At 64.4% G+C, this 15,256-nt stretch carries 19 protein-coding genes; 3 read left to right on the top strand and 16 right to left on the bottom strand.

Annotated features, from left to right (window positions below):
* Positions 1–210: 210 nt before the first annotated feature.
* Entirely contained in the window at positions 211–633 is a 423-nt protein-coding gene (locus JN280_RS16635; protein WP_202313640.1) for a VOC family protein, read from the bottom strand.
* A gap of 68 nt (positions 634–701) precedes the next feature.
* Here JN280_RS16635 and JN280_RS16630 point away from each other — a divergent pair, with 68 nt between their 5' ends.
* Positions 702–1,301, top strand: a complete 600-nt coding sequence (locus tag JN280_RS16630) for a TetR/AcrR family transcriptional regulator (RefSeq protein WP_202313639.1) — start codon at positions 702–704, stop codon at positions 1,299–1,301.
* Between the two features lie 109 nt (positions 1,302–1,410).
* A complete protein-coding gene (locus tag JN280_RS16625) occupies positions 1,411–1,944 on the top strand; it encodes an SRPBCC family protein (RefSeq protein WP_202313638.1) in 534 nt (177 codons plus the stop codon).
* Between the two features lie 3 nt (positions 1,945–1,947).
* Here the strand turns inward: JN280_RS16625 and JN280_RS16620 are convergent, their stop codons facing one another.
* Complete coding sequence (locus tag JN280_RS16620; RefSeq protein WP_202313637.1) at positions 1,948–3,099, bottom strand: GyrI-like domain-containing protein; 1,152 nt, start codon at positions 3,097–3,099, stop codon at positions 1,948–1,950.
* A gap of 117 nt (positions 3,100–3,216) precedes the next feature.
* Here JN280_RS16620 and JN280_RS16615 point away from each other — a divergent pair, with 117 nt between their 5' ends.
* Positions 3,217–4,062 carry a hypothetical protein gene (locus JN280_RS16615; RefSeq protein ID WP_202313636.1) on the top strand — a complete coding sequence of 282 codons (846 nt, stop codon included), beginning with the start codon at positions 3,217–3,219 and terminating at the stop codon, positions 4,060–4,062.
* A 4-nt stretch (positions 4,063–4,066) separates the two neighbouring features.
* Here the strand turns inward: JN280_RS16615 and JN280_RS16610 are convergent, their stop codons facing one another.
* The 14 genes from JN280_RS16610 to JN280_RS16545 all read right to left on the bottom strand — a co-directional run bounded on the left by JN280_RS16610 (position 4,067) and on the right by JN280_RS16545 (position 15,147).
* Positions 4,067–4,366: an HlyU family transcriptional regulator gene (locus tag JN280_RS16610; RefSeq protein ID WP_202313635.1), complete on the bottom strand. Its 300-nt coding sequence runs from the start codon at positions 4,364–4,366 to the stop codon at positions 4,067–4,069.
* Between the two features lie 160 nt (positions 4,367–4,526).
* Positions 4,527–5,180 (bottom strand): PadR family transcriptional regulator, encoded by a 654-nt coding sequence (locus tag JN280_RS16605; RefSeq protein ID WP_202313634.1) that lies wholly within the window; start codon positions 5,178–5,180, stop codon positions 4,527–4,529.
* 128 nt (positions 5,181–5,308) lie between these two features.
* On the bottom strand, positions 5,309–5,887 hold the full coding sequence (locus JN280_RS16600) for a dihydrofolate reductase family protein (RefSeq protein ID WP_202313633.1): 579 nt from the start codon (positions 5,885–5,887) through the stop codon (positions 5,309–5,311).
* A gap of 123 nt (positions 5,888–6,010) precedes the next feature.
* Positions 6,011–6,430 carry a secondary thiamine-phosphate synthase enzyme YjbQ gene (locus tag JN280_RS16595; protein ID WP_202313632.1) on the bottom strand — a complete coding sequence of 140 codons (420 nt, stop codon included), beginning with the start codon at positions 6,428–6,430 and terminating at the stop codon, positions 6,011–6,013.
* A gap of 149 nt (positions 6,431–6,579) precedes the next feature.
* On the bottom strand, positions 6,580–6,873 hold the full coding sequence (locus JN280_RS16590; RefSeq protein ID WP_202313630.1) for a GYD domain-containing protein: 294 nt from the start codon (positions 6,871–6,873) through the stop codon (positions 6,580–6,582).
* Between the two features lie 209 nt (positions 6,874–7,082).
* A complete protein-coding gene (locus JN280_RS16585) occupies positions 7,083–7,880 on the bottom strand; it encodes an ABC transporter permease (protein WP_202313628.1) in 798 nt (265 codons plus the stop codon).
* Positions 7,873–8,640 (bottom strand): ABC transporter ATP-binding protein, encoded by a 768-nt coding sequence (locus JN280_RS16580; protein WP_202313626.1) that lies wholly within the window; start codon positions 8,638–8,640, stop codon positions 7,873–7,875. Before JN280_RS16580 ends, JN280_RS16585 begins: the two co-directional genes overlap by 8 nt.
* Before the next feature lie 65 nt (positions 8,641–8,705).
* Complete coding sequence (locus tag JN280_RS16575; RefSeq protein ID WP_202313624.1) at positions 8,706–9,734, bottom strand: ABC transporter substrate-binding protein; 1,029 nt, start codon at positions 9,732–9,734, stop codon at positions 8,706–8,708.
* Positions 9,735–9,819: 85 nt separating this feature from the next.
* Positions 9,820–10,086, bottom strand: a complete 267-nt coding sequence (locus JN280_RS16570; protein WP_202313622.1) for a hypothetical protein — start codon at positions 10,084–10,086, stop codon at positions 9,820–9,822.
* 2 nt (positions 10,087–10,088) lie between these two features.
* The gene (locus JN280_RS16565; RefSeq protein WP_202313620.1) at positions 10,089–10,982 is read right to left on the bottom strand and encodes an alpha/beta fold hydrolase; all 894 of its coding nucleotides are present in this window, start codon (positions 10,980–10,982) and stop codon (positions 10,089–10,091) included.
* Between the two features lie 25 nt (positions 10,983–11,007).
* Positions 11,008–11,328: an NIPSNAP family protein gene (locus JN280_RS16560; protein ID WP_202313618.1), complete on the bottom strand. Its 321-nt coding sequence runs from the start codon at positions 11,326–11,328 to the stop codon at positions 11,008–11,010.
* Positions 11,325–13,046 carry an FAD-dependent oxidoreductase gene (locus tag JN280_RS16555; protein WP_202313616.1) on the bottom strand — a complete coding sequence of 574 codons (1,722 nt, stop codon included), beginning with the start codon at positions 13,044–13,046 and terminating at the stop codon, positions 11,325–11,327. The genes JN280_RS16560 and JN280_RS16555 overlap by 4 nt, the downstream gene beginning before the upstream one ends.
* Before the next feature lie 20 nt (positions 13,047–13,066).
* Positions 13,067–14,317, bottom strand: coding sequence for an FAD-dependent oxidoreductase (locus tag JN280_RS16550; RefSeq protein ID WP_210387842.1), 1,251 nt, complete (start codon positions 14,315–14,317; stop codon positions 13,067–13,069).
* A gap of 8 nt (positions 14,318–14,325) precedes the next feature.
* Positions 14,326–15,147 carry a shikimate dehydrogenase family protein gene (locus tag JN280_RS16545; protein WP_202313614.1) on the bottom strand — a complete coding sequence of 274 codons (822 nt, stop codon included), beginning with the start codon at positions 15,145–15,147 and terminating at the stop codon, positions 14,326–14,328.
* Positions 15,148–15,256 lie beyond the last annotated feature (109 nt).

Genomic DNA, 15,256 nt, shown 5'->3' with positions numbered 1-15,256 from the left:
AAGGGTCCAGCCTCGCGGATCTTCGCGCCGCTCGGCTTGCGCGACGTGGTCGCAACGACCGGTTCGAGCTTCGGCACCTCGAAATGCAGAGGCAATCGGGGTCCGGAGCAAGCGCCTCAAGGGGGCGCGCCGCAACAGGTCGATGCTCTGCAGCGAGGATGCGGGCACGGCACTCATGGAGCCGCACCTGTCCTTTCTCGTCAGGAAACCTCAGCCGACATCCTCGGTGAGGTATTGCGCGGCGAACTCGGCGCTGGGCGGGATAGGCTTGATCACGTCGATCAGCACGCCGTTGGGGTCGGCCGTGATGAAGTGGCGCTGGCCGAAAGGCTCGTCGCGCAGCGAAAGCAGGATGCGCAGGCCGGCCGCCTTGGCCCGCTCATAGACGGCGTCGGGATCGCGCACCTCGAAATTGATCAGCAGGCCCGAGGCCCGGCCACGACCGGCTTCCGGAATGGTCTCATGATCGCCCTGCACGATGCCGAGATTGACCTTCTTGTCCTCCGTCGAGCGCAGATGCACATACCAGTCGCTATCGAACAGGGCCTCGAAACTGAAATGCTCCTTGTAGAATGCCGCCGTGCCCGCAACGTCGCCTGTCATCAGCACGGGATAGTAGCTCGTCGTCTTCATGGCTTCCCTTCCTCCGTCGATCAACATACAGTCTGCATGTTTCTCTATCTAACATACAGGCTGCATGTATGCAAACGAAAACGACGAGACGAAGCAATCGCGAGCGCACCGAGACGACCCGCGCCGAACTGATCGCAGCGGCGCGCCGCCTGTTCATCGAAAAGGGCTATGCCGAGACGGCGACTCCCGACATCGTTGCGGAAGCGGGTCTGACGCGCGGCGCCCTCTATCACCATTTTCCCGACAAGAAGGGGCTGTTCCAGGCCGTCGTGGAGCGCGAGGCAGAAGCCGTCGAAAAGGAGATCGAGGACGCCTCGCCGGAGACGCTCGGCTCGCGCGATGCCTTGGTGAAGGGCGGCGAGGCCTTCCTTGCCGCAATGGCGCAACCCGGCCGCACGCGCCTGCTGCTGCTCGACGGACCGGCCGTGCTTGGCCGCACGGAGATGGATGCGATCGACGACCGCCATGCCACGCGCTCGCTCAAGGCGGGTCTCATCTTCGCCGTCCGCTCGGGCGACCTGTCGAAGCAGCTGCCGATCGACGCTCTGACCCGTCTTCTTTCGTCGGCCTTCGACCGCGCCGCGCTCGCCATCGACGCCGGCGCGGAACCGGCAGGTTACAAGGCCGGCCTCGCCGCCCTGATCGACGGAGTGCTCGCGCTGGAGTGACGGCGCCGCTGCACGCCCCTTATGTTTCCGGGGCAAAGTTGTTGACCACCGGAGCTTTCGCACCAAGATTGCAGCAGAGTGCATGAAACGCTTGCCGGAGGATGCATCGATGAGAACCGCATTCAAGCTGCTGTTCTATCTGATCGTCACCATCGCGATCATCATCGCCGGCGGCGCCTTCCTGCTGCCGTCGCAGGCGGTGGTCACGCGGTCGATCGAGATCGCCGCTCCGCCTGAAAAGGTCTTCGCGATCGTCTCCGACCTCAGGCGTTTGCCGGAATTCTCGCCCTGGCACGAACTCGATCCGAACACGAAATACAGCTACGAGGGCCCGGCGAGCGGCATTGGCCAGAAGATGAGCTGGACATCGGACAACAGGAATGTCGGCAGCGGCAGCCAGACGATCACCGAATACGAGCCGCCCCGGCATGTCGCTTCCGAGCTCGACTTCGGCCAGATGGGCAAGGCGCAGGCCTGGTGGGATCTCGCCCCCTCGACGACCGGAACCAGCGTGACCTGGGGCTTCCGGGGCAATCTCGACGGCATCGCCCAACGCTGGTTCGGGCTGATGTTCGATCGCTGGATCGGGGCCGACTATGACAAGGGCCTGGCCAAGCTGAAAACCGTCGCGGAGCAGCCCTGAGGCTCAACGCTCCCGAACCGGCTGGCGCAGCACCGTCTTGAGCTTGTCGGGTGCCGTCTTGCGCGGGTCGCCGAGATAGATCTCATGGTGACGGCCGCGCTCGGCCAATCCGTTGGCGGGCAGGAACTCTTCATGCAGCCGCTTGAGCACCGGCCCTTCGGCGTCGTAGGGGCCGACATGCATGATCTGGACAGACTTGCCTTCCTCCAGTTGCTCGACCCGCAAGCGTCCGAGCACAGGCAGCGCCTTCTTCTTCGCGGCCGCTTCCATGGCCCGTTCCACCGTCGCACGATCGAGGAAATCCGGGATCATGATCATCATGGTCCATGACCACTTCTCCTTCTGCCGCGTGACGAAGCTGGTCATGTCCTCGGCCCACCACAGGCCCTCGAGCGGCGGCACGACATAGTCGCGCGACTGCACGGCCTTGCTCATGAACTTCAGCGTGTAGGAGGCCGCATAAAGCGTCTCGACGGCCTCCGCATAGGCCGGGGCGGTGTTCGGATCGCCGCTGCCGTCGATCATGAAATAGGTGAGCGGCGGCACGTCGACGATCTCGAAGCGGTCGGCCGGCGGGTTATAGAGCGTCTTGAGGTGCTTGCGGAAATCGATCTTTTCCATCGTCCCCTCCAGGGTGTTTCGTGCGCGGTCGAGCCAGGCCCGCTCCGCCGCGATCATCGTCAGGCTGTAGTCGAATATCGCCTCGACGAAGGCGGGCAGCGGGGCCTGCGCCGCGCAGCGTTCCTCGACGAGGGACGCCGCATCGTCGAGGGCTGCGGCGCGGGCGGCGAGCGCGGCCCCGCCGCCCTCGGAGCCAAGCACGGGCCAATTGGCGAGGCCGAGAAGCAGCGCCGGATAGAGGCGCTCCGGCTCGGCGATCGCCCGCCTGGTCCGTTCGCCATGGAGGGCATGACCGGCCTGCGTCAGACGGAACGTCTTCGGCTCGCGCGGGCTGGCTGTCTTGCCGCCCGTGCGTTCGGCGAGGCCACGCTTTTCGAGTTTCTTCAGCAGGAAGTAGATCGAGGAGAATCCGATCTCGGTCCAGTCGCGCATGCCACGTTCTTCAATGGTGCGCTCGATCTCGTAACCATGGCGCGGCGCCTCGGCGAGAAGGCTCAGGATCGCGAACTCGGCATTGGTCAACGTATCGCTCATATTCTAGTGATAGAATAAACAGCTGCGCTTGTGAAGTCACCAAATCCGGCTCTGGCCGGGCCTTGCCGAATTGCCATTGCCTCCGCCATGATCGCTGATCCGCTGGGAGAAGACTCGATGTGGAGATCGATGGCGGCCGTCGCCGGCCTGTTGCTGCTTGCCCTGCCCGCCCATCCGCGCGAGCAGTCGGATGCTCCCGATATGGAAGTTCTCGGCTTCTCGCCCGACGGGCGATATTTCGCATGGGAGCAATATGGCTATGACATCGCCAGCGATGCCCTCGGTTCGGTGATCTTCGTCGTGGACCGCGAGACCAATCGGCAGGCGGAAGGTTTCCCGTTCGGCGTTCTGCCGGAAGAGCGCGACGGACAATATCCTGCCGAGGTGGGCGGATTCGATGTCGAACCGGACGATTTGGCCGCCCCCGACGGCCTGCCCGACATCGACAGGCTGCGGCGCCTCGTGCGGCAGCAGGCGGCATCGAGACTGGCCGCGCTGGAGATCGGCACTCCGGGCCGAAGACTGGCGGGTGTGCCTTTGACCCAGCGCTCTCCGCTCGACAAGAAGGACACCCCGCTGGTCTTCGTATTGCAATCGACATTGCCGAGCGCAATTCCCGACCAGCAGCTTTCTTTCACCCTTGAAGCGAAGCCCGACGCCGAGCCCGCAGACTGCGCCAACACGCCACCGCCGATGCGGGAAAAGGCGATAGAATTCGACGTCATCGCGACCCAGGCCTATCCGGAGGTGAAGGATGTCGGCCGCGCTGCGACGTCCTACGCCTTGCCGATGCAGGCTGAAACCTGCCACGCCGGCCTATGGATTTCCGACGTCATCGATCCACCGGGGGAAGCGGCCGGCAAGGTGGCGGTGCTCTTCCTTGCCGCGACCTGGTCGTCGGCGATCGACGCGGCCTCATGGCACGGATTGTTCATACCCCTGCCCGCCGCGACACTGCGATAACGGCCTACTGGCCGAACAGGCGCTCGCCCTGCTCGTCGATCATCTGCTGCCCCTTGCGGATCGAGACATCGACCGCGTCGTCCAGCGCGGCGAAACGGTCGGCTCGGATGAAGCGGTGCTCCTTGAGCACACCGCCGACCTCCTTGGAGATCACGCCGCAGGTTTGGAACTGGCCGCCCTCCTTGAAAGGCGTCGCCTTGATGAGGAACCCTTTGTGCTCGACCTCCTTGGCCGGAGCATCGGCGGAGGGAGTGGGCTCGTCTTCGGACGAACCCAGGCCAAACAGGCGTTTCAGGAAGGACATGGCGACCTCCAGCCGTGACGCTTCCCGGCCGTCATGGCCGGGAAAGATGCCTTCGTAACGGTCCTTCGGCGCTCCCGCAAGACTGCCGGAGTTTGCCCCGCCTGGTGTCGTCTGATCTCAGGCGAGCTTCGGATTCACGACACCCGGGCGGCCTGGACCGTCAGCGACGAAACAGAGCCTCGAGCGCGTCGGCGGCCTGCTCAAGAATCTCGAGCGCCTCGGTTCGCTTTTCAGGACCTGCGTCCAGCGCTTCCGCCAGCGCGGCCCGCAGCCGGCGCCGGACATGGCGCAGGCGTCGCAGGCCTTCCGGCATCTCGCGCTCGCGCGGATCGGGCCGATGCCCGTCGTCCTGCCAGTCGAACCACTCGCGGGCGCGCGCCATCTTGCGGCCGAAACGTTCGATCTCGTCGAGGACACGGTCGACCGTCGCCCGGCTTTCCGCCAGATGGTCGCGTCCTTCATCGGTGATCGAAAAGACCTTCTTGTTGCCTTCCGAGGCAGAGGTCGCGAAACCGGCCTCCTCAAGGAAGGTCAGGGTCGGATAGACGACGCCCGGGCTCGGGCTGTAGGCACCGCTGGATCGTTCCTCCAGGGCCTTGATGATGTCGTAGCCGTGGCGCGGCGCCTCGTCGAGCAGAGCAAGCGTGATCAGCCTGAGATCGCCGTCGCCGAGCATGCGTCCGGTACGGAACATGTCGCCGCGACCGCCGCGGCCGCCGCCTCGGAACCCGTGACCGAACGGCCCGAAGCCGCGGCCGCCGCGCCCCGCCATGAACCAGAAGGCGCGATTGCCACCATGGGAATGTCTGTGCATATGAACCTCACGTTGTTTCTTACGATATATCTTAAATGGACCAATGTCAGACCGATTTCAAGATATATCTTACGATAGATCTGGCTCGACGGAGCTGCGACGCGTGGCGATCGAAACTCGCCCTGGGGTCAGGGCACCTCTCCCTGCCGATACCGCAGGAGCACAATTCCCGAGCCGAGCCGCCTGCAATCCTCGAGCGCGAGCATCGACTGGACGCCGTCGGGAAACAGCCGCTTTCCGCGCCCGAGAACCGTCGGGTAGATCATGAGGCTGTAGGCGTCGACGAGACCCTGCCGCGCCAGCGCATGAACGAGCGCCGCGCTCCCATAAATGAGAACATCGCCTCCCGGCATCTCCTTGAGTTCCTTTACCTTCGCGACGACGTCGCCCGACAGCACCGTGGTATTGGCCCATTCGGCCTTGTGGAGTGAGTTCGAAACGACGAATTTCGGCATGGTATTGATGCGATCGGCAAAGCCGGTCTCGTCCTTGACCGCCGGCCAGACGGCGGCAAAACTGTCATAGGTCGTACGACCGAGAAGCAGCGCTTCGCTTCCGAACAGTTCGTCGTGCTTGAAGCGGTCGCCTTCCGGGCCCCGCTCGAAGGGGCCGGTCCAGTCGCCGAGGCCCGATGCCTCCATACCGACCGGATCCTGGATCACCCCGTCCAGCGACATGTATTGCGTGACGACGATTTTTCTCGGCACTGCCGTTTCCTCCACATGGCTCGTTGGCCGCGGTGCCCGCGTGGCATTCCACAGCTTTCGATGTCACGACGAAACAAGGTTGCCGGAATCGACACGCGGCAAGCGCCGGGCGTCGATGGTCGATCATGCGAGATGCAGCACCACTTCCCGCCGGTGCGGCGCGCTGCGGTGTTCGAACAGGTAGATGCCTTGCCAGGTTCCCAGTGCCAGGCCTCCATCCATGACCGGAATGGAAAGAGAAACCGCGGTCAACGCCGCCTTGATATGGGCCGGCATGTCGTCAGGCCCCTCGAACCGATGGACGAGATAGTCCATGGAAGGGTCGTCTGCTGGAGGCACCAGCCGCCGGAAGAACTGGTCGAGGTCGCTCCGCACATCGGGATCCGCATTCTCCTGGATCAACAGCGAGCATGAGGTGTGGCGCACCAAGAGGGTCAGCAGCCCCGCGCTCATGCCGGCTTCATCGACAAACCTGGTCGCCTTGTCCGTGAACTCATAGAGCCCGGGACCGGAAGTCTGGATGGTGACGATTGCCTGACGCATGACGAGCGGCCGTCCTTGTCGGGTTGAAATTGCGCTCCGTCGGCTGGCGACGGTACCGCGAGCCGTTTCGATCCGGCATCGTGTCGACGAATTCGAAGGCGTAGTTCCAGGGAGAAGGCGGCAGGTGGCCTGCCGCCTTCCGCGATCGCTCAGCCAAGCGAGTTGATGATCTCGCGATAGGCGGCCTCCGGAAACGCCTTCAACGTTCGGGTACGCACGTTTCCGGCCGTAGTAAGCGCCAGGACGAAACGCGCCATGACGGCATCGTCCGGTGCCTCGAGGACGGCCACCATGTCGCAATCGCCCATCGTCAGATAGAACTCCTTGAACGAACCGCCCATTTCCGAAAGCTGCTTCTTTGCCGCATCGAGCCGCTTCGGCGATTCGCGCACATTCTTCACGCCCTGCTCGGTCCAGTTGACAAGCATGATGTACGTCGTCACGTCACACCTCCCTCCGGCGCCGTGACGCGGGAGCGCCGCATGCGGGCGCCAGATCTGAATGCGGGCAACATCACCCACGCCGGGATCATGAACCCATGACGGCGGCGCGGCAAGGAACCGGAAGTTTCACCGGTAGGGGTTCATCGGGAGTTCTGACCGGATCGCGCATACGCGAGGCAGCAGCATCACGCTTTTTCGCAGGGCCGGCGTCAGCCGCGCCAGCCGAGGAAACGGTGTTCGACCAGGCCGATGAGCCAATTCATGACAAGTCCCATCATTGAGAGGATCGCCACGCCCGCGAACAGCCGTTCGAGATCGTAGAGGGCTCCCGCTTCGAGGATGTAGGAGCCCACTCCGAATTCGGCGCCGAGCATCTCGGCAGCCACCAGAAGGATGATGGCGATCGAGATCGACACACGCAGGCCCGAGAGGATCGCGGGAAAGGCGCCGGGCAGCACGATCTTGCGCACGATCGACCACCAGGAGAGCCCGAAGCTCTGCCCCATCCGGATCAGGCTTCTGTCGACATTGTCGACCGCACCATAGGTTGCCACCACGGTGGGGGTAAACGTGCCGAAGGCGATCAGCGCATATTTGGACGCCTCGTCGATGCCGAACCAGATGACGAAAAGCGGCAGCAAGGCGATCTTCGGGATCGGGAACAAGGCGGCGACGAGCGGCACGAGGCCGGCGCGGGCAAGACTGAAGAGGCCGATCATCACGCCGAGCGACACGCCGGCGGCGACGCCAATGAGGGCACCAACGAAAAGGCGTTGCAGCGAGGGCAGCAGATGCTTCCACAGAAGGCCGGTCTGGTAGAGCTGAACCAGGGTTTCCAGCACCGCGGAAGGGCGCGGCAGCGTCAGGCTGGATATGAAGCCGGAACGGGTCCCGATCTCGGCCAGGCCGATCAGGACGATGAAGACGGCAAGGCCGATACCGCGGACATGTTGCGGGGCAAAGCCGCGCCCACGGAACTCTACAGGACGAACCACGGCATCAGACATCGATCAGTTCCTGGTCGGCCGCGGCCGCTTCCTCGCGCATCAGTTCCCAAAGCTGCTTCTGCTTGGCTTCGAGCTTGGGATCGCCGAGCGCCCGCCGATCCAGTGGAAGGTCGATATCGACGATGTCGCGGATTCGCCCCGGGCGCCGAGACAGGACGACGATACGATGGCCAAGACGCACCGCTTCGGCGAGGTTGTGCGTGACATAGACGGCCGTGAAGGGTTGGCGGGTCCACAATGCAGCAAGATCGTCCATCAGGAGTTCGCGCGTCTGGCTGTCGAGTGCAGAGAGAGGCTCGTCCATCAGCATCACGGCAGGACGCACCGACAAGGCGCGAGCGATGGCAACGCGCTGTTTCATGCCGCCCGAGAGCTGTTTGGGCAATGCCGTGCGAAAGTCGGAAAGGCGGGTCCGCGCCAGCACGTCCGTCACGATACGGTCCATCTCGGCGTGGCCGAGGCGATGGTCTTCGAGGACGAGCCGGATGTTGCCTTCCACGGTGCGCCAGGGGAGCAGCGCGAAATGCTGGAACACATAGGTGAGCGGGTTGAGCGAATCCTTGTCGGGCTCGCCGACCTGGAGGACGGCCCCGGTGGTCGGGACTTCCAGACCGCCCAGGAAGCGCAGCAAGGTCGACTTGCCGCAGCCGGACGGTCCCACGAGGCAGACGATCTGGCCTTGCGGAATCTCAAGCGAGACGTCGCGCAATACTTCGACCGCTCCATAGGCGTGGCTGACTTTGTCGATCAGCAGATCCATGGGATCCTCCCGCGGAGGTCCGATGGCGGACCTCCGTCAAATCGAGACCTGTCGGTCGGGACGGCTCAGATCGTCTTCACGTAAGACGTGTCGAAGAGCATTTCGGACGTGATGTTGTCCTTGACCATGCCTTCCGACTTGAACCATTCGAGCTGTTCGGTCACCGACTTCAGCGAAAGGGCCAATCCCTTGTTGATGCGCATCGACCCATCGACAAGGTTGGCCCGGGCCTTCTCGAACGGCAGGTCGGACTGGACGTATTTGTGGCAGATCCGGGCGATGTCATCGACCTCGGCCGCGTCAGCCTTCTTGTCGACGAAGGCCAGATTGTAGTCGTCGACTGCCTTGGAGTAAGCGCGGATGAAAGCTTCCGTCTTTTCACGCTCATTGGCGGCGTTGTTCGTCGAGGTGAAGACGGTGGTGACCTGGTAGTCGGGCGCATAGTCGGAGACGAGGCCGATCTGCTTGGCTGAACCTTCGCCGATCATCTTCCTGGCGACGCTCGCCTGGATCGCCCAGGCGTCGATCTGGCCCGACGACAACGCGCCGACGATGGCGCCCACCTTCTGCATCGGCTTGAGCGTGATGTCCGAAAGCGGAATGTTGTTAGCCTCCGCGATCTTGTGCGCCATGAAATGAAAGGACGAACCGGCGGTGGTGATGCCGAAGGTCTTGCCCGCGAGTTCCTTCGGACTGGTGAGCCCGGCTTCGTAGGCTTTGTTGGAGGCGAGGATGATCGCGCCGACGAGCCCCTTCTCCTCGGTGAGCGCGCCGCCGATCACCTTGACGGCGCCCTTTTCGGCGAGACTGATCAGACCGCCGCTCATTGCGGTGACGCCATAGTCGGCATCGCCGGAGGCGATCGCCACCGCCATCGGCTGCGCCGCCTCGAAGAACTTCAATTCGACGTCCAGCCCCTCGTCCTTGTAGTAGCCGCGCTCATAGGCGATGAAGCTCGGAGCATGGCTCGCCAGGCGCATGACGCCGAGATTGACCTTGGAGGCGGCGTGAGCCGGCAACCCGAAACCGAACATGGTGCCGGCCGCGCCGAGACCGATGAGTGCCTGCCGGCGGTTCAATGAAAGCTTCTGCATTTCTCAGGGTTTCCTTCCCAGGTTTTGCCTCTTGGAGGGCTGCTTCAGATCTTGTTGCCATCTGCAGTGCGGCCGAACAACCGGTTCATCGGCCGGTCATGCCTTCAAAGCATGGAGATCGCAACCGCTTTCGGCCTCGGCGAGCCTGCTGCGCAGCGTCTCGATCAGTTTCCTGACATTGCCGGAACGCGGCCGTTTGCGATTCCGCAGGACCGAAATCTCGAACATTGAGCACCTTGGAGGCGCTGGTGATGGAGCGCGCGAGCACGACGGCGTGGAAGACCTCGATCTGACGCAGGCTGAGCGCAGGTCCGCCACCTTGTCCCGCCGTCTGCGCGCGCGTCGTCGCCATGATCAGTCGCGCCCGAGGAACACGTCGAGTTCGGCGAGAACTTCGTCGGCCGCACGCTCGGGAAGAAGGTGGCCTCCCGCAAGCCCGCGCCCGGAGACGTCGACCGCCCAATCCCTCCAGATGTCGAGTGGCACGCGTCCCGGTCCGAACGTCCTGCCCTCATGCCAGAGCACCAGCACCGGGCAGCGGATCCTGCGCCCCTGTTCCCGGTCCTCGATGTCGTGACGCTCGTCGATGCCGGCCGCGGCGCGATAGTCCTCGCACATGGCATGCCGGACGTCCGGATCGAGGAAGCAGCGCCGATATTCCGCCAGTGCCAACGGGTCGAGATGCTCGAGGCCTTCGGCCATCCTGGACAGCGTCAGGTCGAGGAAATAGGTCGGATCGGCCGACAGGAGACGCTCCGGCAGATCGAAAGGTTGCGCTAGCATGAACCAGTGAAAGGCACCCATGCCGAAATTCTTGGTCGCTCCCGACCACATGTCGAGCGTCGGCACCACTGCGAGCGAGGTGAGCGAGGTCACCGCCTCCGGACGATCGAGCGTCATGCGATAGGCGACGCGCGCGCCGCGGTCATGGCCGACGACGGCGTAGTGCTCATGCCCCAGCCCGACCATGAGTTCGTGCAACTGAGCGCCCATCCAGCGCTTGCTGCCGGCATCGGCGGGATCGCCGACGACCCGGCTATCGCCGTAGCCGGGGAGATCTACCGCCACGACCGTATGGCCTCGCGCGAGCGGGCCGGCGAGGCGGTGCCAGGCCGCCTTCGTCTCGGGATAGCCATGCAGCAGAAGGACCGGTCTGCCGGAACCGCCGGCGACCGCCGAAAGCCGCGCCTGCGACGTTTGAATGGTTTCTTGCCTGAAACCGGGGAACAGTCTTGCCGTGGCGTTCATCGAGGTCCGTCCCTGGGGCGGCACTTCAGGCCAACGGCGAAAAATCGGTCGGCTTCAGGATCGATGACTTCAGTTCGAGCAAGGCATCGAGCTCCTTGTTCCGGACGCTGAACTCGGCCCAGCGCGGGTCGGCCGCCATGCGGGTGCGCCGGGCTGCGCGGTCGTCCAGGCTTTCATAGGCCCATATGTGTACGACCTGGCTGGTTGTCCCGAATTCCGTGGTGAAGAACCCGACGAGCTTGCCGAGGTGCTCCTGCTGGACGGCGAGCGCATGGCTTTTGTAGAGCGCAAGCCAATCCGCCAATCTGGTCGGCTTCAGCGCGTAGGTTCTCATTTCGTAGATCATCGAGGCTCTTCCTGTTGCAGTCGTTTCATGCGGTCTACGGCATGGAGCGCCGCAATGTAACCGAAGGTGAGCGCCGGCCCCAAGGTGATGCCGGGCCCTGGATAGGTTCCATTCATGATGGAATTCATGTCGTTGCCTGCGGCATATAGGCCCGGTATCGGGTTTCCGCCCGCATCGAGCACGCGCGCCTGCGCATCCGTGCGGATGCCCCGCGCCGACCCGAGATCTCCGGTGACCAGCCTGACCGCATAGAAGGGCGGCTTCGCCAGCGGCGCCAGGCAGGGATTGGGCCGATGGTCGGGATCGCCCATCGAGCGGTTGTAGGAGTTGGTTCCCTTGCCGAAATCTGGATCCGCGCCATCAACGGCATTGGCGTTGTAGCGTTCGATCGTGCCACGCAAGGCGCCCTCTTCGGCACCGATCTTCGAAGCCAGCTCGCCGATGCTGCCCGCCTTGATCAGGTATCCCTGCCTCACGAGGGCGGCATTGGTGGCCGGTGCCGGGCGCGCGAGCCCCAGGCCATAGGCCGCGAGCGCGGCGGAATCGCAGATCAGGTGACAAGGCGAATTCACCTCGGGAGCGGCCAGCATGGCGAGCACGAAGCGATGGTATGAATCGGCCTCGTTGACGAACCGGCGACCGAGCCGGTTGATCGCGATCAGGCCTGGCTTGGCGCGATCGGTCACCAGATGCGGGAACTTCTCCTGCTGACCGCCAGGGAGCGTCAGCACCGAAACGGGTGCCCAATAGAAATTGGAGGCGAGTTCCTCGCCCATTGCAGCTCCGACCGACCCGGCCAGTTCGATACCGTCGCCGATATTGCCGGCCGGAGACATCGACCGGTGCAATACGTCGGTTCCGGAGCGCCACCGGCCGGCTTCTGCCGACGCGCCGAAGCCGCCCGTCGCAAAGACCACGCCTGCCCGCGCACGAACCCGCCGTTCTCCGCTTTCCGCTTCGACGACGATGCCGCAAACCCTGTTGCCATCCTCGATCAGGGCTTTGGTCTTGACGCCGAGCCGCAGGTCGATGCCCAGGTCGAAGGCGGATCGCGCCAGGCGGGCGATCAGCGCATTGCCCACGACGAGGCGCGTCCCGCGATTGTGGCGGATCCTGTCCTTCGCGTAGCGGGCCAACAGCTTCAGGCAATGGCAAAGCGACGTCCATGATCGGCGCGCGTTGAGGAAATGCTGGACGTCGCCCCGGTTCACCATCATGCCGCCGAAGAGCAGCATTCCTTTCGGCGGCTTGCGGAGTTCGCCGAAGTGCCTGCCGAGCCGGCTCCCGTCATATTCGAGCACTTCGAGCGCGCGCCCGCCATCCGAGGCCCCGGCAACCTCCATGTGGTAGTCGGGAGAAAACGGCCGGACCTTGAATCTGAGCTCAGACTTCTCTTCCAGGAAAGCGAGCGCTTCCCCGCCTCTCGCAAGGAAGGTTTCGACCAGCGGCCGGTCGATGGCGCTGCCGATCATATGGGTCAGATAGGTCGAAGCAGCCTCCAGCGAGGCGTCAAGCTTCGCCTCGGATGCCTGCCGGTTGCCAGGTATCCAGACAGTGCCGCCCGAGATCGCGGAGGCGCCGCCGAAGCTGTCCTCCTTTTCAACCACCAGCACCGAAAGGCCATGATGCGCCGCTGTGACGGCCGCAGCGAGGCCAGCGGCGCCGCTGCCGAGCACGATCAGGTCGACCGATGCCGGTATGTCGTCGTCCCTCTCCACGTCTCTTCCTCCCCGCGCCATCAGATGACGGCGCCCTGCCCTTCCAGCGTCTTGCGCAACAGGCCGATATCGGTCGCCGCATCCTCCGTTGCCAGCGCTGCGGAAACGCCGGCGGCATGGCCCGTGGCGAAGGCCGTGCCCATGACCCGGATCGAGCCATACGCTTTCGGGTCGCTGCCGATGACGCGCCCGGCAAGCCGCAGGTTGGAAATACCAGCCGCTTCGACAGCGCCTGCCCGCACATCGAAGAAGCCTTCGCCTCCGATGTCGACGAACCGGGCTCGCCCCGGCGCCTCATGCACTTCCATCGGCCAGGCGGCACGGCCTATGCCATCGGCATGCCGCCGGCCCTGGAGGGCGTCCTGTTCGGTCACGTCGGCGCGCGAGGCCGGCCTGCGCGTCTCGCGGATACCGATCTGCGGACCGGTGGATACGAGATAGGCCTGTTCGAATCCGGGGTGACGGCGCAGCACCTCGAGGTTCCGCCAGGCCAGTTCGCGCGCCTTGAACTCAACCTCCGTCAGGCTGTCGCCGGTGATCCCGTCAGTCTCAAGATCTATCGCCATCCACCACATGTCGCGGCTGAGCGGCAGCCGCGAGACGACGCCGCCATCGTCGCGGAGGATCGGCGTCGCCGCGGTCTTGTTGTGCTCGCGGATAAGTTCCGCCATGACCGCGCGATCGAGCGTGACACCCTCCGGAACGCCGCCGATCCTTATCGGGAAGGATGCAGCCTGGAGATGCGCCTGCGGTCCGCCCGGCTGGCTCAACGGCGCGCCGGAAAGCGCCGCAAGCGTCGCCTCGCCGCTGGCATCGACGAACGCAGCCGCTTCGACCGTGGTCGTACCGGAATGATCGACGAGGGTCACGGAACGGATGCGGCCGTCTTCGACCCGCGCCCCGACGACGCGGCTATGGAGTCGCACATCGACGGCGTTCTTGCGCGCCAACCGGTCGAAGGCGAGCTTGGTGGCCTCGGGATCGAGCATGATGATCCAGTAGCCGCTCTTCGAGATGACCGGCGCGATGTCGATGCCCAGCGCCCTGAGTTCCAGGAGCAGGTCCTGGCCAACGCCGCGTACCACCTGCCTGGCCGTTTCCCCACGCGCAAGGAAACCGCAATAGGCGAAAACCTGGGCGTTGGTCGCCGCGCCGCCCATGAAGCCGTAGCGCTCCACGAGCAGCGTCCTGGCACCGGTCCGGGCCGCTCCGACCGCCGCGGCAATCCCCCCGGCCCCGGCACCGACCACCACCACGTCATATGTCTGCATGGTCCTTGTCATGCCCTGTCGCGCATCCTGCCTGGCTCCATCACGCCCATGGCGGCGCCGAGCAGCGTCATTTGAGCCGTTGCCATCTGCGTGCCCGTCTGGATCGCCAGTCCTCTTGCACGGGCCGCTTCAAGGAACGGGGTGACCTCCGGCGACGTAACCACATCGGCCACCAGCGCCGAGCCGTGCAACTGTGCCAAAACCTCGTCGCCGAGCGGCAGCGGGTCGGCCGGCTTCATGCCGAGCGGCGTGGCGTTGACCACAAGGTCGAACCCGCCAGCCTCGATACCGGTATTCACATCGGTCGCGGGGAAGCGGTCTCGCAGCAGACCGGCAAGGCGCCATGCCCTCGCCGCATCGATGTCGTGGATCCTGACGATCGCCGCACCGGCTTCGCAAAGCGCATGCGCGATTGCGCCGCCAGCCCCGCCGGCACCCACGACCAGTGTGCGTTTGCCCGTGGGATCGAAGCCGCTTGCCCGGGCGGCGGCGAGAAACCCGATCCCGTCGACCATATCGCCTTTCAGCGTACCGTCCGGTTCCCGCCGGACAACATTGGCCGCGCCGAGCAGGGCCGCCCGCTCGCTGATCCTGTCGAGGCCCGCCGCCACCGACTGCTTGTGCGGAATTGTCACCACAAAGCCTTCAAGGTTTTTCCAGCGTCTGGCGAGCGACAGGAAGTCCGCGACCGCCTGCGGCGCGATGTCCATGGCGATCATCGCCACGTCGTCATCCGAATGGGCGAAAGCGGCGTTGAAATTCTCCGGCGATTTCACCTGAGCCACCGGTGAACCAATGATGGCGACGATGCGTGTGCTGCCACTGATCATTTCCGCATTTCCTTTACGGCCGCGCGGCCGCCTTCATGCCGGTGCGAAAATGACGATCAGCTCTCCCGCAAGCCAATAGAATATGCGAGGAAGGTCATAATCCGAAGTT

The sequence above is a fragment of the Mesorhizobium sp. L-8-10 genome (genome assembly GCF_016756635.1).
Lineage (GTDB): Bacteria > Pseudomonadota > Alphaproteobacteria > Rhizobiales > Rhizobiaceae.
Note: the sequence above shows the minus strand (reverse complement) of the source record. Positions and strands in the feature narration are given on the sequence as shown.